The following is a 22,099-nucleotide window of genomic DNA, read 5'->3' as shown; positions in this document are numbered from 1 at the left end:
GTATCGCGGACAGGTCGCCCGGCCTGTTCCCCGTGTGCGCGGTGGTCGGGACACGCCTGCCGCCGGGCAGGCAGCAGGCTTAAAGAGACTTGCGCAGATTCACTGCCGGGATCTTGAGGGCTTCGCGATATTTCGCAACCGTGCGGCGCGCGACCACGAAACCCTGTTCTGCCAGCAGCTCGGCAATGCGGCTGTCCGAAAGTGGCGATTTTGGGTCTTCAGCTCCTATCAGTTGCTTGATGAGGGCTCGGATGGCGGTCGACGAGGCGGCGCCACCGGTGTCGGTCGAGACGTGAGATCCGAAGAAGTACTTAAATTCCAGCGTCCCGAACGGGGTCAGCATGTACTTCCCGGTTGTCACACGGCTGACAGTCGACTCGTGTAGGCCCAGCGTATCAGCTATTTCCCGCAAAACCAAGGGGCGCATGGCAATTTCACCGTGCGCAAAGAAATTCTTCTGACGCTCGACAATAGCCTGCGCGACACGCAGGATCGTCTCGAAACGCTGCTGGATGTTCTTGATCAACCAGCGTGCTTCCTGGAGCTGCTGCTTCAGCGATCCGGCCGACGGATCGCCGCGGCTGTTGCGCAGGATGTTCGCGTACAGGTTGTTGATCCGCAGGCGCGGCACGACCTCCGGATTGAGCTCCGCGAGCCATCCCTGGCCGGCCTTCTTCACGATGATGTCGGGCACGACGTAGTCGGCCTCGGCCTTGCCGTATGCGGCGCCGGGGAACGGCTCCAGCGAGCGGATCAGCGCATGCGCGTCGCGCAGCGCGTCGTCGCTCGCCTTCAGGTGCTTGCGCAACCGTGTGAAGTCGCGTGCGGCGAGCAGTTCGAGATGCTGCGACACGATCTCGAGCGCGAGCGTGCGCGTGGGGGACGGATCGAGGCGCAGCAGCTGCAGCTTCAGGCATTCGGAGGCCGAGCGCGCGCCGACGCCGGCCGGGTCGAAGCTGTGCAGCAGCGCGAGCGCCGCGTTCAGTTCGTCGCAGTCGATTTCCAGTTCGGGCGGCAGGTCGGCGAGCACTTCGTCGAGCGTGGCGGTCAGGTAACCGTCGTCGTCGAGCGATTCGATCAGGAACATCACGAGCGCGCGATCGCGCGGGCCGGCCTGCGTGACGCGCAACTGCGCGGACAGGTGGTCGCGCAGCGACGTCGCGGCTTCCTGCACCTGCAGCGGCGGCAGGTCGTCGTCGTCGGACGCGCCGCTCGAGCGGCCGTATTCGTCGAGGTTCCACTGCGGGCCGTCGTTGCCGTCGGCGGAGCCGTAACCGTCGTATTCGTCGGCGCCGGCCGGCTCGTCGCGCTCCGCGCGATCGCTGGACGTACTGCTGCCGTTGGCCGCGGCGGGTTCGGTGTTCGAGGCGGGCGGCGTCTGCGCGATCAGCGATCCGTCGGCCGCGACGCGCAGCGGGCTCGCGATCCATTCGTCGTCGTTCTCGAGCAGCGGGTTCTGCGCGACGGCCATCGCGACTTCCTGCTGCAATTCGAGCGTCGACAACTGCAGGAGCCGGATCGATTGCTGCAGCTGGGGCGTCAGCGCAAGATGTTGCGACAGGCGGAGTTGAAGGCTGGCTTTCATGGCAAGGAGGGAGTCATACCGGCAGTTTGCCACGACCCAGGCGCATTGAGCCATCCGCGATTACGCGCGGCGCGCCGCCCGGCCGCGGGCAGGGCCGCGGGCGTGGATGCAAAGCGGGGCCCCCCCCCCCGCGGCGATGCCGGGCGGGGTGCAGCCAGCCACGAGGAGGACGTTACATGCGGAAGTGTTCGCCGAGGTACACGCGGCGCACGCTTTCGTTTTCGATGATTTCGCTCGGCGCGCCGGCGGCCAGCACCGACCCGTCGCTGATGATGTACGCGTGGTCGCAGATGCCGAGCGTTTCGCGGACGTTGTGGTCCGTGATCAGCACGCCGATGTTGCGCTGTTTCAGGAACTTGACGATCTTCTGGATCTCGAGCACCGCGATCGGGTCGACGCCGGCGAACGGTTCGTCGAGCAGGATGAAGCTCGGGTTGGTCGCGAGGGCGCGCGCGATTTCGACGCGGCGTCGTTCGCCGCCCGACAGCGACAGCGCGGGGTTCTCGCGCAGGTGGCCGATCTGCAACTCGTCGAGCAGCGCTTCGGTGCGCGACGAGATCGCGTCCTTCGACAGCCGCTTGCCGTCTTCGCCGTACTGCAGCTCGAGCACCGCGCGGATGTTTTGCTCGACGGTCAGCTTGCGGAACACGGACGCTTCCTGCGGCAGGTACGACAGGCCGAGCGACGCGCGCTTGTGGATCGGCAGCAGGCCGATCGAGCTGCCGTTCAGCGAGATTTCGCCCGCGTCCGTCGGCACGAGGCCGACGATCATGTAGAACGACGTGGTCTTGCCGGCGCCGTTCGGGCCGAGCAGGCCGACGACTTCGCCGCTCTTCACGTCGAGCGACACGTCCTTGACGACCGTGCGCGAGCCGTAGCGCTTCTTCAGGTTGCGGACGACGAGCGAGCTCGTCGTGCCGGCCGGCTGGCGGTTCGGGAGCGCGTTCATTGGCCCGGTGCTCCCTGGATCGTGGTCGACGGCGACAGCTTGGCCGGCGCGCCGTTCAGCGGCGCGGGGCCGCCGTTCTTCGGCGACAGCATCGCGCGCACGCGGCCGTTCGGGTTGCCCGGCGCCGCGACGTCCTTGCCGCCTTTCGCGGTGTAGAAGTCGCGCTGGCCGTCGTACGTGATCACGCTGCCGTGCACGGTGTCGGCGACCGTCGACGTGCCCTGCAGGCGGCGCACGGTCGCGGCGGTGGTCAGCGTGGTCAGGTCCTGCTTGCCGTCGTAGTCGATGCGTTCGGCGTCGCCGTCGATGTATTCGTCGAGGCCTTCGCGCTTCTGGCGGAACGTCGCGTGCTTCTTGCCGCTGCCGAACGACGTCGCATACTGATAGCCTTCCGGGTCCTGGCGCACTTCGACGCGATCGCCCTTGATGATGATCGTGCCCTTCGTGATCACGACGTTGCCGGTCGCGACCGTGACCTGCTTCAGATCGTCGTAGGTCAGGTTGTCGGCCTCGACGTTGATCGGCTTGTTCTGGTCGGCCTTCTCGGCATGGGCGAGCGGCGCCAGCCCGACGAGCGGGAGCGCCACGAGCGTCGCGGCGAGCGCGGCGCGGACGGCGCGCGCAGCGCCGCCGGAAATCAGTCGAGGGAACGGTTCGTTCATGCAGTCACGTGAGGGATGCGTCACTTGGGTTGACCTTTCGAGCCGCCGGACGTGTCCGCGGCGGCAATCGTGCCGCGCACGTTGCCGTAAAGCTCGATGACCCGGGTGACGTTGTTGTACTTCATGCCGTCGGTCGCGTTGACGAGCGACAGGCCGCGCTGAAGTTTAACCGGCTTTTCGGTCTGGATCACATCGTCATTGACGAAGATCCGGAAATGCTGGGAATCGGCCTGCATCTGCGGATCGCCGCCGCCGGCCGCGCGCAGGATGCGCGCGTCGTCGTACAAATCGACGATCGACACGTCGCCGTTGACGGTGCCGCGCTTCGCGGTGGTCGTCACGACCGGCTTGCCGGGCTGGAACGCGCGCATGGCCGGATCGGTCAGGTCGCTGCCTTCGGTGTCTTCGTAATGGACCAGCTTCGCGGCCGTCAGCCGGTACTGGGTCGTGCCGGTCTGGTCGAGTTCGGTGACCGAGAAGTTGTCCGCGAAATAATCGGGCGTGTGGCGCTTCGGCTGCGCGACGCCCTCGCCGGGCGGCGGCAGCGTGGCCTGCAGCAGCCACCAGGTGACGCCCGCGAGCGCGGCGACCGCGGCGAGCGGCAGCATCTGGGTCCAACGGAAATGCGTACTCATCGGTCAGGCTCCGCAGGCGGCGGCGAGCAGCGCGTCGTAGCGGCGCTGCGCGCGCAGGATCGCATCGCAGACCTCGCGCACGGCGCCGTGGCCGCCGCGGGCCTCGGCGACCCAGTGCGCGCGGGCGATCACCTCGGGGTGCGCGTTCGCGGGAGCCGTGGCGAAGCCGCAGCGCAGCAGCACCGGCAGGTCGGGCCAGTCGTCGCCCATGTAGCCGCATGCGTCGGCCGTCAGGCCGAGCGATGCGATCAGGTCGGCGAACACGGCGAGCTTGTTCTCGACGCCCTGGAACAGGTGCGCGATCTTCATCTCCTTCGCGCGCGCCGCGACGATCTCCGAGCGGCGGCCCGTGATGATCGCGGTCGCGATGCCGGCTTCGCCCAGCAGCTTCACGCCGTGGCCGTCGAGCGAATTGAACGACTTCATCGCGTCGCCGGCCGCGGTAAACAGCAGGCCGCCGTCGGTCAGCACGCCGTCGACGTCGAAAATCATCAGCTTCACGCGGCTCGCGCGTTCGGCCGCAGTCAGCGCTGCGCTCATCAGATCACCTTCTTCGAAAACAGGTCGTGCATGTTCAGCGCGCCGATCAGCGCGCCGTCGGCATCGACGACCAGCATCTGGTTGATCCGGTGGCGCTCCATCAGTTCCACGGCCTCGACGGCCAGGTGATCCGGCGCGATCGTGCGCGGGTTGCGCGTCATGACTTCGGTGATCGGCAGCGTGCGGAAGTCGCCGTCGCGGGCGAGCACGCGGCGCAGGTCGCCGTCCGTGAAGATGCCGGCGACCTTGCCGCCGGCGTCGACCACGGCCGTCATGCCGAGGCGCTTCGCGGTGATCTGGAACAGCGCGTCCGACAGCGTGGCATCGAGCCCGACGGACGGGACGTCGTCGCCCGAGCGCATCACGTCGCGCACGTAGGTGAGCAGGCGGCGGCCGAGCGCGCCGCCCGGATGCGAGCGCGCGAAATCGTCCGAGCCGAAGCCGCGCGCGTCGAGCACGGCGACGGCGAGCGCGTCGCCGAGCGCGAGCGCGGCGGTCGTGCTCGCGGTGGGCGCGAGGTTCAGCGGACACGCTTCCTTCGACACCGCGGCGTTCAGGTGCACGTCGGCGAGCGTGCCGAGGCTCGACTCCGCGCGGCCCGTGATCGCGATCAGCTTCGCGCCGATCCGCTTCACGAGCGGCAGGATCGCGACGAGTTCTTCCGATTCGCCGGAATAGGAGATGCCGATGAAGACGTCGTCGGAGGTGACCATCCCGAGGTCGCCGTGGCTGGCCTCGGCAGGGTGGACGAAGAAGGCCGGCGTACCGGTGCTGGCCAGCGTGGCCGCGATCTTGCGGGCGATATGCCCCGATTTGCCGATCCCGGAAACCACGACGCGGCCGCGGCAGCCGAGCAGCAGCGACACGGCCTCGACGAAGCCGCCGTCGAGCTGGTCGCGCAGCGCGCGCACGGCGTCCGCCTCGATGTCGAGCACGTCGCGGGCGAGCGCGAGCGCCCGATCATCATTGATTTTCGCTATCATGCGCGGAGTATAGCAAAGGCGTTTGTTCGCCGCGCCGCGCTTCGGACTCGTCCGATGCCGCCTGTCCACCGCCACCACCCGCGCCCGCCTTGCCGTGGCCCCGACGAACGAGGACGCTTCGCCTGTGATTTCCCCGCTCGAAATGACCCTGCTGCTGCTGCTGGCCTCGGTGGTGGGCGTCGTCGTATTCCGCTCGTTGAACCTGCCGCCGATGCTCGGCTACCTGACCGTTGGCATCCTGGTCGGCCCGCACGCATTCGGCGTCGCGGCGGATCTCGAACGGGCCGAGCACCTCGCGGAATTCGGCGTGGTGTTCCTGATGTTTTCGATCGGCCTCGAATTCTCCCTGGCGAAGCTGAGGTCGATGCAGCGGCTCGTGTTCGGGCTCGGCCTGCTGCAGGTCGTCGCGACCCTCGTGCTCGCGCTCGTGCTCGGCGCGCTGTTCGAGCACTGGGTGCACATCACGTGGCAGGGCAGCATCGCGCTCGGCGGCGCGCTCGCGATGTCGTCGACGGCGATCGTGTCGAAGATGCTCGCCGAGCGGCTCGAGATCGAGACCGAGCATGGCCGCAACATCTTCGGCGTGCTGCTGTTCCAGGATCTCGCGGTCGTGCCGCTGCTGATCGTGATCGCCGCGTTTGGCGCCGAATCGTCGAAGGACCTCGCGCTCACGCTCGGCTTCGCGGCCGTCAAGATCGTGATCGCGCTCGCGCTGCTGCTCGTCATCGGCCAGCGCTTCATGACGCGCTGGCTCAACGTGGTCGCGCGGCGCCGCTCGCAGGAGCTGTTCGTGCTGAACCTGCTGCTCGTCACGCTCGGCGCCGCGTTCATCACCGACCGCTTCGGCCTGTCGCTCGCGCTCGGCGCGTTCATCGCGGGGATGCTCATTTCCGAGACGCCGTTCCGCCATCAGGTGGAGGAGGACATCAAGCCGTTCCGCGACGTGCTGCTCGGCCTGTTCTTCGTGACGACCGGGATGCTGCTCGATCCGCGCGTGATCTGGGAGCATCCGTTGATCGTGCTCGGCTTCTTCGTCGGGCAGATCCTGTTCAAGGCGACGATGATCGCCGGGCTCGCGCGGCTGTTCGGCGCGACGCCGGGCGTCGCGATGCGCACGGGCATCGGCCTCGCGCAGGCCGGCGAATTCGGCTTCGTGCTGCTGAACCTGATCCTCGACCGGCACCTCGTCGATTCGACGCTGCTGCAGGCGATTCTCGCGTCGATGCTGCTGTCGATGCTCGCCGCGCCGTTCCTGATCCAGAACGCGGACCGCATCGTGATGCGGCTGTCGTCGACCGAATGGATGCAGCAGTCGCTGCAGATGACGCGGATCGCGACGCAAAGCCTCAAGCAGCGCGGCCACGTGATCATCTGCGGCTACGGCCGCGCGGGCCAGAACCTGGCGCGCATGCTCGAGCAGGAAGGCATTTCGTACGTCGCGCTCGACCTCGACCCCGATCGTGTGAGCGCGGCCGCGACGGCCGGCGAATCGGTCGTGTTCGGCGACGCCGCGCGCCGCGAATCGCTGCTCGCGGCCGGTATCCACCGGGCGGCGGCCGTCGCGATCACCTATGCGAACACGCCGTCGGCGCTGCGCGTGCTGCATCACGTGCACGAGCTGGAGCCGACGCTGCCCGCGATCGTGCGCACCGTCGACGACGCCGATCTCGAGAAGCTGCTCGCGGCCGGCGCGACCGAGGTGATTCCGGAGATCGTCGAGGGCAGCCTGATGCTCGCGTCGCACACGCTGGTGCTGGTCGGCGTGCCGATGCGCAAGGTCGTGCGGCGCGTCGAGGAGATGCGCGACGAGCGCTACAGCCTGCTGCGCGGCTATTTCCGCGGCGCGGACGATGCGGACGACGACGATCACGAGCAGGTGCGGCTACAATCGGTGCCGGTCGATGCGCGCGCGGACGCGGTCGGGCGTTCGCTGGAAGAACTCGGGCTGTACGCGCTCGGGCTGGAAGTCACGGCGATCCGCCGGCACGGCATCCGCGGCGTCGAACCCGATCCGCAGACCAAGCTGCGCGCGAGCGACATCGTGGTGCTGCGCGGGCTGCCCGAGGCGCTCGCGCTCGCGGAGGAGCGGTTGTCGCGCCATCGGCGCGACCCGCCAGCCGCGGCAGCGTGAGCCGCGATTCACGACCCGACCCGTATTGATCAGAAACGGTGCCCGATCTTCGCGCACCGTTTTTTTCGGAGAGTTTCATGCCGCATTCGTCGCCGGGCGCACCGCTCGATCCGGTCGCCTTCATCCACAGCCAGATCCGCACGGTGCCCGACTGGCCGCAGCCGGGCGTGCAGTTCCGCGACATCACGACGCTGCTGCAGAGCCCGAAGGCGCTGCGCATCCTCGTCGACCTGTTCGTCGAACGCTATGTCGACGCGAAGCTCGATTACGTCGCGGGCCTCGACGCGCGCGGCTTCATCATCGCGCCGATCGTCGCTTACGAGCTGAGCGTCGGCTTCGTGCCGATCCGCAAGGTCGGCAAGCTGCCGTACAAGACCCGTTCGGAATCGTACGATCTCGAATACGGCAGCGCGACGGTCGAGATTCACGAAGACGCGTGCAAGCCGGGCGATCGCGTGATCATCATAGACGACCTGATCGCGACCGGCGGCACGATGATGGCGGGACGCAACCTGCTGCAGCGGCTCGGCGCGGAGGTCGTCGAAGGCGCGGCGATCATCGACCTGCCCGATCTCGGCGGCTCGACGCTGCTGCGCAACGCCGGACTGCCCGTCTATACCGTTACCGAATTCGCCGGCCATTGAACGCCGGCCCGTCGGGGCCGGCCGTCGCGGCTTGCCTTGATTCACGCTTGGGTCACATTCCGCAGCGAGGTCACGATGCCCAACTTCATGCTGTTTCTCGCCACGTCGATCGCGATCACGTTCGCGCCGGGTCCCGACAACCTGCAGGTCCTCGCACGCGGCATCTCGCAGGGCCGCGCGGCCGGCTTCGTCGCCGCGCTCGGCTTCACCGCCGGAATCCTGTTCCACACGACGCTCGCGGCGCTCGGCGTCGCGGCCGTGCTGCGCTCGTCGCCGGTCGCGTTCCAGATCCTGAAGCTCGCGGGCGCCGCGTACCTCGTGTGGATCGGCATCAAGGCGCTGCGCAGCCAGGGGCTCGCGAACGCGCATGCGCGCCCGCCGCAGCCGCTCGCCACGATTTTCCGGCAGAGCGTGATCGGCAACCTGATGAACCCGAAGGTCACGCTGTTCTTCGTCGTGTTCCTGCCGCAGTTCGTCGATCCGCACGGCGCGCAGGGCGTGACGCTGCAGATGTTCGAGCTCGGCGCGCTGTTCATGTTGCAGACGGCCGCGGTCTTCTCGCTGTTCGGCGTCGGCGCGGGCATGATCGGCGCGTGGCTGAAGCGCCGCCCGAAAGCCGGCGTGTGGCTCGACCGGATCGCCGGCGCGACGTTCATCGCGATCGGCATCCGCGTCGCGCTGAAGGACTGAGCGCGATGACGTTTCCGTGCATCGCGGCCGCGCGCCGCTTCGATCCGGCTGCGCACCTGCGTTTCGAGATCGCCGGCCAGGCGGTCGGCTGGGTGCGCCGCCAGGACGTCGCGAAGCTCGCGCGCTGGCCCGACGTGTTCGAACTGACCGCCGATCGGGTCGTGCTGTCGGCGCGCTACGATTCGGTCGACGCGCGCAGCATGGCGCTGGCCAGCGCGATCGGCGCGCTCGCGGCCGAAGGCGCGATTCCCGGCTGGCGCGACGAGATCTACGCGATCCGCAACCGCTTCGACGATCCGCCGCTCGCCTACATCGAGCGCGCGGCGTCGCGCTTCTTCGGCACGCAGACCTATGCGGTGCACGTGAACGGCATCGTAGAATATGCGGTTGCGCCGGGCGAGCCGGCCGCCGCGGCGACGCCGAAGATGTGGCTCGGCCGCCGCAGCGCGACCAAGGCCACCGACCCCGGCATGCTCGACAACGTCGTCGCCGGCGGTATCGGCTGGGGGCTGGGCGTTCACGAGACGCTCGCGAAGGAGTGCTGGGAAGAAGCCGGCATTCCGGCCGACCTGTCGGCGCGCGCGATCGCGGGCCGCACGGTGCAGGTGCTGAACGCGCTGCCGGAAGGCACGCAGTCGGAACTGATCTTCGTGTACGACCTGCCGCTGCCGCACGACTTCGCGCCGCGCAACCAGGACGGCGAAGTGGCCGAGCACCTGCTGGCCGGCGTGCCCGAGGTGATCGGGTGGCTGCGCGAAGGCCGTGCGACGATGGATGCGAGCCTCGCGACGCTCGACACGCTGCTGCGCCACCGCTGGATTGCGGCGGCCGACGCGGCCGGCATCGACGCGCTGTTCGTGCCGGCCGCGTGACGTGCACAGCGACGTGCGCCGCGCGCCGCGAACGGCCAATTTGACGAATACGGAAACAATGGGAGTAGCGGTCATGCCGACCGATCACAGCTTTATCTTGAAACTGTCGTGCCCCGACCGGCACGGCATCGTCCATGCGGTCTCGGGCTTCCTGTTCGAGCGCAGCAACAACATCCTCGATTCCGCGCAGTTCGGCGACAGCCGCACCAGCGAGTTCTTCATGCGCGTGCACTTCGAGCAGGACGGCGGCGGCGTGGATGCCGCGTCGGCGCTCGACACGCTTCGCAAGGAATTCGCGCCGCTCGCCGAACAGTTCTCGATGCGCTGGGAGCTGCACGATGCGGCCGTCAAGCCGCGCGTCGTGATCATGGTGTCGAAGATCGGCCACTGCCTGAACGACCTGCTGTTCCGCTATCGCACCGGCCAACTGCCGATCGAGATTCCGGCGATCGTGTCGAACCACAAGGAGTTCTACCAGCTCGCCGCGAGCTACAACATCCCGTTCCATCACTTCCCGCTGATCGGCGGCTCATCCGATGCCGCGAAGGCCGCGCAGGAAGCGCGCGTGCTGGAAGTGATCGACGAGCATCAGGCCGATCTCGTCGTGCTCGCGCGCTACATGCAGATCCTGTCGCCGAACATGTGCGCGCAGCTCGCCGGGCGTGCGATCAACATCCACCATTCGTTCCTGCCGAGCTTCAAGGGCGCGAAGCCTTACTACCAGGCGTTCGACCGCGGCGTGAAGCTGATCGGCGCGACCGCGCACTACGTGACGACCGATCTCGACGAAGGCCCGATCATCGAGCAGGAAGTCGAGCGCGTCGACCACAGCATGACGCCCGACCAGTTGACCGCGATCGGCCGCGACGTCGAATGCGTGACGCTCGCGCGGGCGGTGAAGTGGCACGTCGAGCACCGGATCGTGCTGAACGGGACGAAGACGGTCGTGTTCCGCTGATCCGTCGGCCGCGACAGGCTGGCTCTGCAAACGAAAACGCCGCGCCCTTCATTCACGGGCGCGGCGTTTTTTTATGGCCGTTGGCGAGCGGGCGGCTTCAGATCAGCCGCAGCAGGTACAGCTCGCGTTTCAGGTACGCATAAAAGATCGGCGCGGCGATCACGCCCGGCAGCCCGAACGCGGCTTCCATGATCAGCATCGCGAGCAGCAGCTCCCACGCGCGCGACTCGATCTGGCCGCCGATGATCTTCGCGTTCAGGAAGTATTCGAGCTTGTGGATGACCACGAGGAACGCGAGCGACGCGATCGCGGTGCCCATGCTGACCGACAGCGACACCGCGACGATCAGCGTGTTCGAGATCAGGTTGCCGATCACGGGCAGCAGGCCGACGATGAACGTGACGAGCACGAGCGTTTTCGACAGCGGCAGCCGCTGATGGAAGATCGGCAGCGCGACGAGCAGGTAGATGCCGGTGAAGGCTGCGTTGATCGCCGAGATCTTGATCTGCGCGAACACGATGCGGCGAAACGCGTCGGCGAAGCGCGACACGCGCGTGACGAGCGCGGTCGACAGCGGCCGGCGCGCCTTGCCCTGCTCGACGCCGATCGCGATCATCGCGCCGATGATCATCCCGAACAGCACGTGGCCGAAGCCGCGCGCGACGCTCTTGCCGCTTTGCTGGAGCTGGTCCATGTGGGAGTGCATCAGCACGGCCGCCTTCGTCTTCATCTGTTCGACGTCGACGGGCAGCAGATTGGCGATCCAGGACGGCGTGCGTGCGCGGGTCTGCTCGACGATCTGCATCAGTTGGCCGAGCAGGCTCTGCAGGTTCGGCACCGTGTGCTCGAAGTGTTCGATGATGGCGAGCGTCAGGCCGGTGAGCGCGCCGACGATCGCGATCGACAGCAGTACGACCGCGACCCAGCGCGCGCGCATGCTGGTGGTGTGGCGTTCGATCACCGGTGCGATCGTGTGGATCAGCTGATAGACGAGCAGGCCGGCCAGCATCCCGCCGAGCAGCTTGAGCTCGAGGACGAGCCACATCATGACGAGCGCAAGGAGATAGCTGCCGATCTCGAGCGCCGACAGCTTCGGCAGGCTCAAGTCGCTCGTCAGCCGCACGCTGCGCAGGTGCGGCTCGCGGTTCTGCGTATCGCGCGACTCTTGTTGCTTCTCCATCGTGGATTCCTGTTGTCCCTGGGTCGTGCCGCGCGGCACGCGGCAGAGCGCGGGTCGCCCGGCGCCGCACCGGATTGGTGCGGATGACGAACCTTACGGCCGTAAAGTATAGCTGCCATTATGGTCCGCAAACGGGCCGTTTGGCGCATGGTGTAAACGCAGAAGGGAAAACGAGGGGGCGCGATCGCCCTCGACGGGCGCGCGGCCGGGCGGCCGCGCGCGGGGAAGGGCGAACGGGCGTCAGCTGGCCGCGACTTTGCGGGTCGGACGCTTGAGCAGCGGCGCGAGGTACTTGCCGGTGAAGCTCGCCTTCGTCTTCGCGATCTGCTCGGGCGTGCCCTGCGCGATGATCTGGCCGCCGCCGGCGCCGCCTTCGGGGCCGAGGTCGATCACCCAGTCGGCCGTCTTGATTACGTCGAGGTTGTGCTCGATGATCACGACCGTGTTGCCCTGGTCGCGCAGCCGGTGGATCACTTCGAGCAGCAGCGCGATGTCGTGGAAGTGCAGGCCGGTGGTCGGCTCGTCGAGGATGTACAGCGTGCGGCCGGTGTCGCGCTTGGACAGCTCCAGCGACAGCTTCACGCGCTGTGCCTCGCCGCCCGACAGCGTCGTGGCCGACTGGCCGAGGCGGATATAGCCGAGGCCGACGTCGAGCAGCGTCTTCAGCTTGCGCGCGATGACCGGCACCGCGCTGAAGAACGCATACGCGTGCTCGACCGTCATGTCGAGCACTTCGCTGATGTTCTTGCCCTTGTACTGCACTTCGAGCGTTTCGCGGTTGTAGCGCTTGCCGTGGCACACGTCGCACGGCACGTACACGTCCGGCAAAAAGTGCATCTCGACCTTCAGCACGCCGTCGCCCTGGCACGATTCGCAGCGGCCGCCCTTCACGTTGAACGAGAAACGACCCGGATCGTAGCCGCGCTCCTTCGACGTCGGCACGCCCGAGAACAGCTCGCGGATCGGCGTGAACAGGCCCGTATACGTGGCCGGGTTCGAGCGCGGCGTGCGGCCGATCGGCGACTGGTCGACGTTGATCACCTTGTCGAAGTGCTCGAGGCCCTCGATCGCCTCGTGCGGCGCCGGCTCGGCGGCCGAGCCGTACAGGTGGCGCGCGACCGCGTGATACAGCGTGTCGTTGATCAGCGTCGACTTGCCGGAGCCCGACACGCCGGTGATGCAGGTCAGGAGGCCGACCGGCAGTTCGAGATCGACGTGCTTCAGGTTGTTGCCGTGCGCGTCGACGATGCGCAGCATCCGCTCCGGATCGGGCGATATGCGCTCGTCCGGATACTCGATCACGCGCTTGCCGACGAGATACTGGCCGGTCAGCGACTGCGGATTCGACTGAACCTGCTTCGGCGTGCCTTCGGCCACCACGACGCCGCCGTGCTCGCCCGCGCCCGGGCCCATGTCGACGACGTAGTCGGCCGTGCGGATCATGTCCTCGTCGTGCTCGACGACGATCACCGAGTTGCCGAGGTCGCGCAGGTGCTTGAGCGTCGCGATCAGGCGGTCGTTGTCGCGCTGGTGCAGGCCGATCGACGGCTCGTCGAGCACGTACATCACGCCCGTGAGCCCCGAGCCGATCTGCGACGCGAGCCGGATGCGCTGCGCCTCGCCGCCCGACAAGGTCTCGGCGCTGCGCTCGAGCGACAGGTAGTCGAGGCCGACGTTGTTCAGGAACGTCAGGCGCGCGACGATTTCCTTGATCACCTTGTCGGCGATCTCGCGCTTCGCGCCGTCGAGCGTCAGCCCGTCGAAATAGCCGAGCGCGTCGCGCAGCGGCCAGCCGCTGATTTCATAGATGCCGCGCGCGTGGTCGCCGGTGCCGATCCGCACGTGGCGCGCCTCGCGGCGCAGGCGCGTGCCGTCGCACGACGGGCACGGCTGGTTGTTCTGGTACTTCGACAGCTCTTCGCGCACCGCGACCGAATCGGTCTCGCGGTAGCGGCGTTCGAGGTTCGGGATGATCCCTTCGAACACGTGCTCGCGGATCGTCGTGCGGCCGCGCTCGTTGATGTACGAGAACGGGATCGTCTGCTTGCCCGAGCCGAACAGCAGCACCTTGCGGATCTTTTCGGGCAGATCCTCGAACGCGGCGTCGATGTCGAATTCATAGAACGCCGCGAGGCTCTGCAGCATCTGGAAGTAGAACTGGTTGCGGCGGTCCCAGCCCTTCACCGCGCCGGCGGCCAGCGACAGCGACGGGTGCGCGACGACCCGCTTCGGGTCGAAGAACGTGATCTGGCCGAGGCCGTCGCATTCCGGGCACGCGCCCATCGGGTTGTTGAACGAGAACAGACGCGGCTCGAGCTCCTGCAGCGAATACGAGCAGATCGGGCACGCGAACTTCGAGCTGAACAGGTGCTCGCGATCGGTATCCATTTCCAGCGCGATCGCGCGGCCGTCGGCAAGGCGCAGCGCCGTCTCGAACGATTCGGCGAGCCGCTGCTTCATGTCCGGGCGCACCTTCAGGCGATCGACGACGACGTCGATCGTGTGCTTGTCGTTCTTCTTCAGCTTCGGCAGCGACTCGACCTCGTAGATCTTCGCGACGCCTTCGTTCGCGGCGCCGCCGCCCGAGCGCACGCGAAAGCGCACGAAGCCCTGCGCCTGCATCTCCTCGAACAGCTCGGCGTGCTCGCCCTTGCGGTTCGCGACGACGGGCGCGAGGATCATCAGCTTGGTTTCCTCGGGCAGCGCGAGCGCCGCGTCGACCATCTGCGACACGCTCTGCGCCTCGAGCGGGATGTCGTGGTCGGGGCAGTACGGCGTGCCGACGCGTGCGTACAAAAGTCGCAGGTAGTCGTGGATTTCCGTGACCGTGCCGACGGTCGAACGCGGGTTGTGGGACGTCGCCTTCTGCTCGATCGAGATCGCCGGCGACAGCCCCTCGATCAGGTCGACGTCGGGCTTCTCCATCAGCTGCAGGAACTGGCGGGCGTACGCGGACAGGCTTTCCACGTAGCGGCGCTGGCCCTCGGCATAAAGGGTGTCGAACGCGAGCGACGACTTGCCCGACCCGGACAACCCGGTAATCACGACCAGCTTGTGGCGCGGCAGGTCGAGATTGACGTTTTTCAGGTTGTGGGTGCGTGCCCCACGGATACGGATCTGTTCCATGAACCTGGCGAAATGGAGGGAACCAAACCTGCTACTATAACGGCTTTTCGAGACCGTCGTTTACGGCCCCTGGCCTTTACAGCAGGTGACAGCAAGGCGACACCTGCGCCGGGAAAAGCGGTCGCGCCGCATGTTCCGCGCGGCCCGCAGGCCGCCCGCATCCGGCCCCGACGTGTCGTCCGAAAGGCCGCCAGGTCGCCGGTCCTGATCTTCCGCCGCCCGCCGCCGGGCGGACATTCCGATCATTCGAAATTCATTCCCGATGTCCAATCCGTCCGCCACGTCTTCCCGCATGACTGCGCCCGAACTGCGCGCGACCACGTCGCTCGCGGCGATCTTCGCGCTGCGCATGCTCGGCCTGTTCATGATCATGCCGGTATTCTCGGTCTACGCGAAAACCATCCCGGGCGGCGACAACGTGCTGCTCGTCGGGCTCGCGCTTGGGGCCTACGGCGTCACGCAGTCGCTGTTCTATATCTTCTACGGCTGGGCGTCCGACAAGTTCGGCCGCAAGCCGGTGATCGTCACCGGCCTCGTGATCTTCGCGCTCGGCAGCTTCGTCGCCGCGTTCGCGCACGACATCACGTGGATCATCGTCGGCCGCGTGATCCAGGGGATGGGCGCCGTGTCGTCGGCGGTGCTCGCGTTCATCGCCGACCTGACCTCCGAGCAGAACCGCACGAAGGCGATGGCGATGGTCGGCGGCTCGATCGGGGTGTCGTTCGCGGTCGCGATCGTCGGCGCGCCGATCGTGTTCCACTGGGTCGGGATGAGCGGGCTGTTCGCGATCGTCGGCGTGCTGTCGATCCTCGCGATCGGCGTCGTGCTGTGGGTCGTGCCCGACGCGGCGAAGCCCGTGCACGTGCGCGCGCCGTTCGCCGAGGTGCTGCACAACGTCGAGCTGCTGCGCCTGAACTTCGGCGTGCTGGTGCTGCATGCGACGCAGACGGCGCTGTTCCTGGTCGTGCCGCGCCTGCTGGTGGACGGCGGGCTGCCGGTCGCCGCGCACTGGAAGGTCTACCTGCCGGTGATGGGGCTCGCGTTCATCATGATGGTGCCGGCGATCATCGTCGCGGAAAAACGGGGCAAGATGAAGCCGGTGCTGCTCGGCGGCATTCTGGCTATCCTGATCGGTCAATTGTTGCTCGGCAGCGCACCGCATACCATTGTGATCGTGGCGGCGATTCTCTTCGTGTACTTCCTCGGGTTCAACATCCTGGAAGCGTCGCAGCCGTCGCTCGTGTCGAAGCTCGCGCCGGGTTCGCGCAAGGGCGCGGCCACGGGCGTCTACAACACCACGCAGTCGATCGGGCTCGCGCTCGGCGGCATCGTGGGCGGCTGGCTGCTGAAGCACGGCGGCGCGAACACGGTGTTTTATACGTGCTCGGGGCTCGTTGCCGCGTGGCTTATAATCGCGGCCAGCATGAAAGCGCCGCCGCGCAAGGCCTGAATCTTGTTTCGGGCAGGCATCGGCAGCGCGCCGGCCTGCCCGGCGGTCCGTTCCGGCGATACGCGCGGGCGGCCCGGCATCGAATTTACTGGAGAAACACATGGCATCCGTCAACAAGGTCATCCTCGTCGGCAACCTCGGCGCCGATCCTGAAGTCCGTTACCTGCCGAGCGGCGACGCGGTTGCGAACATCCGTCTCGCGACGACCGACCGCTACAAGGACAAGGCAAGCGGCGATTTCAAGGAAATGACCGAGTGGCATCGCGTCGCGTTCTTCGGCCGTCTGGCGGAAATCGTCAGCGAATACCTGAAGAAGGGTTCGTCGGTCTATATCGAAGGCCGCATTCGCACGCGCAAGTGGCAGGGCCAGGACGGCCAGGATCGTTACTCGACCGAGATCGTCGCCGAACAGATGCAGATGCTCGGCGGCCGCGGCGGTTCGGGCGGCGGCGGTGGCGGCGGTGACGAAGGCGGTTATGGCGGCGGCTACGGTGGTGGCGGTGGTGGCGGTCGCGGCGAGCAGGCGGAGCGCGGCGGTGGCGGCGGTGGCCGTGCCGGCGGCGCAGCGCGTGGCGGTGCGGGTGGCGGCGGCCAGAGCCGTCCGAGCGCGCCGGCAGGCGGCGGATTCGACGAGATGGACGACGATATTCCGTTCTGATGAGCATACCCACAAGAGGAAGGAAGATTCTCACTCTAACTCCTGATGGGTATCGGAAAAAGGTGACTTTAGGGCGTCCTCTCGTGACGCCCTTTTTTGTGCCATGGCATGGTGCTGTGAAACAGGAAGATGGGCTGCACCTTGAGTCGCCTAACGGTTTGAGCGGAAAGGAAAAAATTCGCGGAGCTGTAGACCTCAGTTTGCAGATAAAGCAGATGCATCTTCCTCTTGGTTGGAACTGCATCGTTCTGTCGCGAAGCTGCCCATACGTCGAATGATGGCCGATGAGTCAGACCGAGTACCTTCGCGGCATCGGCCAACGCGTTTTCCGTTGGCTGTTTTCGTGCACAATGTTCGAGCCGACGATAATTTATACATCGATGTGCGAACGCCGGATTCGATGACATTTATCCTTTGGTTTCGGAAGAGCGAAGAAGCATCTACATGCGCACATTCACTTTAGAAATCTCCAAGCCCAAGCATGCAGAGGACTTCGAAGATTATTGCGCCGACATCTACTCAGTAATCTTTGAAGACCCCACCCCGAAGCGCAACGGTCGAACGGGACAAAGTCAGGGCGGTGTCGACATTTTTGTTGAGCCTCGCATTGGTAAACGTAAAGGAATTCAGTGCAAGCGTTACTACGAAACGAAGGTCACTGAAAAAGTTATAAATGATGAAGTGGCTGCGGCCGACACGGCTGGCTGGAGCATTGGCGAGTTAATTGTAGCGACGACGACCGCAAGTGATTCGAAGCTCGTCAAGTATGCTCAGGATTTGACTGACGTGCGGGCGGAGTCTGGAAAGTTCAAGGTAAGCATTGAGTTTTGGGACGATATTTGTAACCACATAAAGCGTCACGCCGTTCTTCAAAAGAAATACAGCCCTAACTCCCCAGGCGGTGTCTTTGATGATATGAGAAGGTCGTCGGAGGAGACTCAATCGAGGGTGGTCGAGACCAATGAGCTCATAAGTGCAGTATCATCGAAGCTCGATTCGTTCATGTCGCAAGTGGGTGGGCCGGCGCTTGTCTCGTCGCTTGTAACAAACGAAAACAGTACAGTATCGAGACAGTTGGACAAGGTGGCCGAGCTCATTAAGGAAATGAGCTACAGCGGCGCAAGTGCGTTGCTATCGGTAATCTTTGATGAATATTCCTCATTGAATGAGCGGCAGAGAGCGAAATGGTATTTGCTCTCCGGTATTGTGGATTGGCACGCGGGAGATGTCGTTAGCGCTGCACAGAAATTTGACGCCGCGTATGAGATATACCCGGACGACGACCGGATTGCCTCTGGAAAGATTCGTGGTCTCTTGCTTTCTGACCATCTCGACGTCGCGTTTGACATCGCAGAGCAAGCGCGCTCGCGTTTTCCGGATTCAGCCCACGTATGGCTTGCTTGGGCCAATACAAAAATCGCACTGAAGCAGTTTCTTGCTGAAGCCGATGTGCCCGTCAGATTCCAAGGCAACGCCGATGCGTTGCAAATGATGGCAATCAGCTTTCACGACGCGGGGGACCGAGCGTTGTCCCTCGCTTATGCTGACCGAGCTCTACGTGCGGATGGTGCGGGCTTCTACACGTGGAGCAACGTCCTATTTATTGCCACAGACTTTGCCAGTAAGGACCCGTTTCTGGCCTCAATGGGACTATTGCCGCCAGAGGTCGAGTGTACATTGCGCGCCGTATGTGAATGTTTTGAACCACGCGATGAAAAACTCTGGCGCAAGGAAATCGGCGCACTAGTTTCGGACGCAGCCGCGAACCTTGCGGTTGGAAGACTACTGCTCGGGGACGCGTCGGCTTGCTTGAAGATTTGTGAGGAAGCGGAGGTATTTGGTGAGTCTTCGTTGAAGCTTGTGGCTCCGCGCGTATACGCATATCACGAACTGGACGACCTCCAGAACGTTGTAGAGGTTGGGGCGCCTCACCTGAAAGAGATGCATATCTCGGCGCAGATGATGGTCGGCGAGTCGGCCGCCATTCTCGGAATGCCCGAGTTGGTACGGGATATCACGGAATCCCCAGCTGTGGTCTCTGATGTCGACGCGGCGAAAACCGCTCAGGCATTAATGTGGATTGCACTTCGAAACAGCGGCGACAGTTCGTCAGTCGCTGAATTGCTTGATAAGCATGATTTCGAGGCAGAGACCGCGCCCATTCTACTCAACGCTGCTGTCCGAATTTATCTGGCGATTGGACGGCCGGAGAAGGCTGCGATTTTAGGAGAGAAGCTTGCCGCTTTAGTTACGACGACCTCGGCCCAGCCTGTGAAGATTCAGGCAGCCGATACGCTTACTCTGCTTGGGGACTGCAAGGCGGCGATATCGCTGCTGACATCGGTTCCGAATGTCAATCTCAGTCGTGGGTTGCAAACACGCCTACTGGAGGCATACGCAAGAGGCGGTTACCGCGCGAAGGCTCGGTCCATCGTGGATAGTGCTCCCCCAGATTGGTTCGAGGACGACGCCTTCGTCGGCATGGCAGTCCTGGCCGCGCAGCAGGCGAATGATTGGCACCGGTTAAAGCCACTGGCCTTGCGACAAAGGGACCGTTGTCCTACCGATGCTCGCGCCTGGGAGTTTTGGTATCGCGTCGCTCTCCAGACCTTGCGGCCGGCAGAAATCCAGAGTGCGTTTGGCGAGGCCCCGCTGGAGCTAAGCGGTGAGCCCAAGATTATCCGCAGGGTGGCGTTGGCGGAAATTCAATACGGTGACCGTGACCTCGGTATGCGTCGGTTGTATCGATTGTTTAGATGTAACCTCGACAACGCGAACGTTGCAGCGGGTTTCATCACCGCCCTGCTCACTGCCGATGACATTCCATGGGGCGCGACACCTACAGCCGTTTCTGCGGGTGTTGCGGCCACACTGATGCGAGAAGATGGGTCGCCGTTCACCCTTGTAATTGACCCTGCAGACGTCGGTACTCTTCCGCAGGCACAGAATTACTTCCCTCATGACTCTGCTTTTGCTGCGAACTTTATCGGCAAGAGGGTTGGCGAGACGGTGACCATTCGGCATCAGATGGGAGAAGAGATCACCTATCGCGTTGCTTCATTGATGCCCGCCTCTAGGCATCTGCTCGGTTACGCGCACGAGCTAACCGAAAGGACTGTAGAACCCATTCCGGGCTACCTGACTATGTCTGTAAAGAACGACGACGGCGGCATAGATATGTCTCGGATTCACGCACAGTTGAAACGACAGTCGGGAGGGACGGACCTAGTCATCGATGGCTACAGGCAGGGTCGCGTTACCGTAGGCCTTTGTGCGCAGTTGCTTGGACGTTCGCCAGTGGACCTTATATTGTCCTGGGGGGCGAGCCAGCCGCCTTTGGTCGTTGCCGAGGGACGCGTCACTGGTGGGCTTGAGCGGTCAAATCCACTCGGGTCGAGTTCGTCGTGCGTGCTGGATTGCATCACGCTGGTCGAATTGGGCCTATTTAAGGCTCTGTCGGTTCTCGGCTTTTTGCCACATCCGATTGTGTCGCAACGCGCCTATGATTTGCTGCTTATAGCCTTGGAGGAGGCAAAAAATGAACGCTCGATAGGCCGAGCCGCGGAAGTAGACGGGAAGCTTGCGGTAGTTCGGTACACTCCCGAAGACCGGCAGCAAAGAGTGGCCATGCTGACGGCAATTGTCGAGTCGGTCCAGCGCTACTGTGAAGTTGCGCCCGCGTACGGCCCCGCCGAAGTGCCTAGCAATTTCTTAGAGTTTAAAGAGGTTCTGGACGCGGAATCGTACGATGCTATCGCGCTTTGCCTCGAAAAAAATGCGGCGCTCGTATCCATCGATGCGCGATTGCGCGCATTGGCTTTGAGTGGGTTCAAGGTGTCGTCCGTGGCACCGCTGGCCGTTATTGCGCACGCGGCTCAGACTGGGCCGCGCTCGCTTGCAGAGCACCGCCAGTATCTGATGCTGTCGCTTCTCGCGAACCGAACCTACATCTCCATCGCGCCATATGACTTCCTATGGATGCTGTCACAGGCAGGCTATTCGAGCGTTGTCCTCGACGCCTGGGCCGAAGTGATTGCAAGTCAGAACACGTTATTCGATGCGGCTGTCAACGTAGTTTGCGGCGTTTTCAGTTCACTTCACGTACTAGACTTTCAGTTCGGTGCATTGGCACACGTTGTCGAACGTCTCGCCTCAGCAATTTACCGACATCCGGAATTTCGCTCAGTGGCCCGTTCCACCGACGACAGGATGCGTAGAGCGCTACGGCACACAGTAGACCAGGTTTACGAAGCTACCCCATGGCACCCGACGCTTACCGCCGCACTTCGCAAGAAAGCAGAGGAGCTGTCGGAGTTCATCGCAGTGTCGCTGTCTCGCGCGAAAGAAGCAGCAGAGGGGAAAGGCGCACCGAGCCAGCATAGTTTGCGTTCGCTATATTGCCTCCGTCGCCCAATCGTCTTGGAGTAACAGCGGCCGTTCGTCGGCTGGATGCCGAATTCGGGGCGTTTGCGGCCCCTCGGCCTATCCGCGTTTGCTGGGGCTCGGTACGGGTATCTGGCTGCCAAGCGCGTCAGCGAGGTCCTGCAAATCGACCACCATTGGGCTGGCCGCTTCGTTTTCCAATCGGCCGACGTAGGTGCGAAATCGATGCGCTTTCACCGAGAGTGCTTCTTGACTCAGCCCTGCCTCACTGCGCAGCCGTTTCACGTTTGCTATCACTCGGGCCGTGGCGTCTTCGCCGACCGGCTGCTGTTCATCTACCGACCTGTCGCAAAAGAAATCGACAACGTCGACACCTAACACTTCGGCTAACCGCGAAAGCGTGGAGAGTCGGAGGTTTGCCCGCCGTCCTTGTTCGACGCTCGCGAGGTTTGGGCGAGCCAGCGACGCCCTCGCAGCGAGTTCGTCTTGCGAGAGCGCGTTCAGCGCTACCTTGCCCATGGCAGGCAGCAGAACATTCGAATGTTCAACACGGACACGGAGATGTTGCGCATTCCTGGTGCAGGGAGCGATTGATGATGAAGCCGCGTGACGCACGGATACTGTGGCGTGCCCGCGCGTACGCGGGTGAATCA

The 22,099-nt window shown here is 64.6% G+C and carries 17 protein-coding genes; 8 read left to right on the top strand and 9 right to left on the bottom strand.

All coding sequences use genetic code 11. The features are described 5' to 3' along the window. Nucleotides 1-79: 79 nt before the first annotated feature. The 6 genes from AC3IFE_RS12385 to kdsD all read right to left on the bottom strand — a co-directional run bounded on the left by AC3IFE_RS12385 (nt 80) and on the right by kdsD (nt 5,354). Complete coding sequence (locus AC3IFE_RS12385; RefSeq protein ID WP_089468482.1) at nt 80-1,585, bottom strand: RNA polymerase factor sigma-54; 1,506 nt, start codon at nt 1,583-1,585, stop codon at nt 80-82. Nucleotides 1,586-1,757: 172 nt separating this feature from the next. Continuing rightward, entirely contained in the window at nt 1,758-2,534 is a 777-nt protein-coding gene (lptB, locus tag AC3IFE_RS12380) for an LPS export ABC transporter ATP-binding protein (protein ID WP_089468481.1), read from the bottom strand. Continuing rightward, the gene (gene lptA, locus AC3IFE_RS12375; RefSeq protein ID WP_050014883.1) at nt 2,531-3,196 is read right to left on the bottom strand and encodes a lipopolysaccharide transport periplasmic protein LptA; all 666 of its coding nucleotides are present in this window, start codon (nt 3,194-3,196) and stop codon (nt 2,531-2,533) included. Before lptA ends, lptB begins: the two co-directional genes overlap by 4 nt. A 20-nt stretch (nt 3,197-3,216) precedes the next feature. Continuing rightward, nucleotides 3,217-3,831: an LPS export ABC transporter periplasmic protein LptC gene (gene lptC, locus AC3IFE_RS12370; RefSeq protein ID WP_012329238.1), complete on the bottom strand. Its 615-nt coding sequence runs from the start codon at nt 3,829-3,831 to the stop codon at nt 3,217-3,219. Between the two features lie 3 nt (nt 3,832-3,834). Continuing rightward, nucleotides 3,835-4,371 (bottom strand): KdsC family phosphatase, encoded by a 537-nt coding sequence (locus AC3IFE_RS12365; protein WP_050014885.1) that lies wholly within the window; start codon nt 4,369-4,371, stop codon nt 3,835-3,837. Then, nucleotides 4,371-5,354, bottom strand: a complete 984-nt coding sequence (gene kdsD / locus AC3IFE_RS12360; RefSeq protein ID WP_089468480.1) for an arabinose 5-phosphate isomerase KdsD — start codon at nt 5,352-5,354, stop codon at nt 4,371-4,373. Before kdsD ends, AC3IFE_RS12365 begins: the two co-directional genes overlap by 1 nt. A gap of 124 nt (nt 5,355-5,478) precedes the next feature. Between kdsD and AC3IFE_RS12355 the strand changes: the two genes are divergently transcribed. The 5 genes from AC3IFE_RS12355 to purU all read left to right on the top strand — a co-directional run bounded on the left by AC3IFE_RS12355 (nt 5,479) and on the right by purU (nt 10,649). Further along, the gene (locus AC3IFE_RS12355) at nt 5,479-7,485 is read left to right on the top strand and encodes a monovalent cation:proton antiporter family protein (RefSeq protein ID WP_012329236.1); all 2,007 of its coding nucleotides are present in this window, start codon (nt 5,479-5,481) and stop codon (nt 7,483-7,485) included. A gap of 77 nt (nt 7,486-7,562) precedes the next feature. Then, a complete protein-coding gene (locus tag AC3IFE_RS12350; RefSeq protein WP_489190709.1) occupies nt 7,563-8,129 on the top strand; it encodes an adenine phosphoribosyltransferase in 567 nt (188 codons plus the stop codon). A 75-nt stretch (nt 8,130-8,204) separates the two neighbouring features. Then, complete coding sequence (locus tag AC3IFE_RS12345; protein ID WP_069620289.1) at nt 8,205-8,819, top strand: LysE family translocator; 615 nt, start codon at nt 8,205-8,207, stop codon at nt 8,817-8,819. A gap of 5 nt (nt 8,820-8,824) precedes the next feature. Next, nucleotides 8,825-9,691: an NUDIX hydrolase gene (locus tag AC3IFE_RS12340; protein WP_489190708.1), complete on the top strand. Its 867-nt coding sequence runs from the start codon at nt 8,825-8,827 to the stop codon at nt 9,689-9,691. A gap of 73 nt (nt 9,692-9,764) precedes the next feature. After that, nucleotides 9,765-10,649 carry a formyltetrahydrofolate deformylase gene (gene purU, locus AC3IFE_RS12335; protein WP_089468476.1) on the top strand — a complete coding sequence of 295 codons (885 nt, stop codon included), beginning with the start codon at nt 9,765-9,767 and terminating at the stop codon, nt 10,647-10,649. Nucleotides 10,650-10,746: 97 nt separating this feature from the next. On the opposite strand, the gene AC3IFE_RS12330 is transcribed toward purU, so the two are convergent. Together AC3IFE_RS12330 and uvrA are read right to left on the bottom strand one after the other, a co-directional pair. Then, nucleotides 10,747-11,829, bottom strand: coding sequence for an AI-2E family transporter (locus AC3IFE_RS12330; protein WP_179233441.1), 1,083 nt, complete (start codon nt 11,827-11,829; stop codon nt 10,747-10,749). 240 nt (nt 11,830-12,069) lie between these two features. Beyond that, a complete protein-coding gene (uvrA, locus tag AC3IFE_RS12325) occupies nt 12,070-14,955 on the bottom strand; it encodes an excinuclease ABC subunit UvrA (RefSeq protein WP_489190707.1) in 2,886 nt (961 codons plus the stop codon). 262 nt (nt 14,956-15,217) lie between these two features. Here uvrA and AC3IFE_RS12320 point away from each other — a divergent pair, with 262 nt between their 5' ends. The 3 genes from AC3IFE_RS12320 (at nt 15,218) to AC3IFE_RS12310 (ending at nt 21,491) form a co-directional block, all read left to right on the top strand. Next, nucleotides 15,218-16,405, top strand: coding sequence for an MFS transporter (locus AC3IFE_RS12320; RefSeq protein WP_089468474.1), 1,188 nt, complete (start codon nt 15,218-15,220; stop codon nt 16,403-16,405). 100 nt (nt 16,406-16,505) lie between these two features. Beyond that, nucleotides 16,506-17,063: a single-stranded DNA-binding protein gene (locus AC3IFE_RS12315; protein ID WP_089468473.1), complete on the top strand. Its 558-nt coding sequence runs from the start codon at nt 16,506-16,508 to the stop codon at nt 17,061-17,063. 444 nt (nt 17,064-17,507) lie between these two features. Further along, on the top strand, nt 17,508-21,491 hold the full coding sequence (locus AC3IFE_RS12310) for a PIN domain-containing protein (RefSeq protein WP_489190706.1): 3,984 nt from the start codon (nt 17,508-17,510) through the stop codon (nt 21,489-21,491). 54 nt (nt 21,492-21,545) lie between these two features. On the opposite strand, the gene AC3IFE_RS12305 is transcribed toward AC3IFE_RS12310, so the two are convergent. After that, nucleotides 21,546-22,099: helix-turn-helix domain-containing protein (locus AC3IFE_RS12305; RefSeq protein WP_489190705.1), on the bottom strand; the 554-nt coding region annotated here is incomplete at its 5' end.

The organism is Burkholderia sp. APQ4-4ca, assembly GCF_057837105.1.
Note: the sequence above shows the minus strand (reverse complement) of the source record. Positions and strands in the feature narration are given on the sequence as shown.

Excerpts from the sequence above, each read along its gene's own strand:
- AC3IFE_RS12385 (WP_089468482.1), bottom strand. The coding sequence starts at position 1,585 with ATGAAAGCCAGCCTTCAACTCCGCCTGTCGCAACATCTTGCGCTGACG.
- lptB (WP_089468481.1), bottom strand. The coding sequence starts at position 2,534 with ATGAACGCGCTCCCGAACCGCCAGCCGGCCGGCACGACGAGCTCGCTC.
- lptA (WP_050014883.1), bottom strand. The coding sequence starts at position 3,196 with ATGAACGAACCGTTCCCTCGACTGATTTCCGGCGGCGCTGCGCGCGCC.
- lptC (WP_012329238.1), bottom strand. The coding sequence starts at position 3,831 with ATGAGTACGCATTTCCGTTGGACCCAGATGCTGCCGCTCGCCGCGGTC.
- AC3IFE_RS12365 (WP_050014885.1), bottom strand. The coding sequence starts at position 4,371 with ATGAGCGCAGCGCTGACTGCGGCCGAACGCGCGAGCCGCGTGAAGCTG.
- kdsD (WP_089468480.1), bottom strand. The coding sequence starts at position 5,354 with ATGATAGCGAAAATCAATGATGATCGGGCGCTCGCGCTCGCCCGCGAC.
- AC3IFE_RS12350 (WP_489190709.1), top strand. The coding sequence starts at position 7,563 with ATGCCGCATTCGTCGCCGGGCGCACCGCTCGATCCGGTCGCCTTCATC.
- AC3IFE_RS12345 (WP_069620289.1), top strand. The coding sequence starts at position 8,205 with ATGCCCAACTTCATGCTGTTTCTCGCCACGTCGATCGCGATCACGTTC.
- AC3IFE_RS12340 (WP_489190708.1), top strand. The coding sequence starts at position 8,825 with ATGACGTTTCCGTGCATCGCGGCCGCGCGCCGCTTCGATCCGGCTGCG.
- purU (WP_089468476.1), top strand. The coding sequence starts at position 9,765 with ATGCCGACCGATCACAGCTTTATCTTGAAACTGTCGTGCCCCGACCGG.
- AC3IFE_RS12330 (WP_179233441.1), bottom strand. The coding sequence starts at position 11,829 with ATGGAGAAGCAACAAGAGTCGCGCGATACGCAGAACCGCGAGCCGCAC.
- uvrA (WP_489190707.1), bottom strand. The coding sequence starts at position 14,955 with ATGGAACAGATCCGTATCCGTGGGGCACGCACCCACAACCTGAAAAAC.
- AC3IFE_RS12320 (WP_089468474.1), top strand. The coding sequence starts at position 15,218 with ATGTCCAATCCGTCCGCCACGTCTTCCCGCATGACTGCGCCCGAACTG.
- AC3IFE_RS12315 (WP_089468473.1), top strand. The coding sequence starts at position 16,506 with ATGGCATCCGTCAACAAGGTCATCCTCGTCGGCAACCTCGGCGCCGAT.
- AC3IFE_RS12310 (WP_489190706.1), top strand. The coding sequence starts at position 17,508 with ATGCGCACATTCACTTTAGAAATCTCCAAGCCCAAGCATGCAGAGGAC.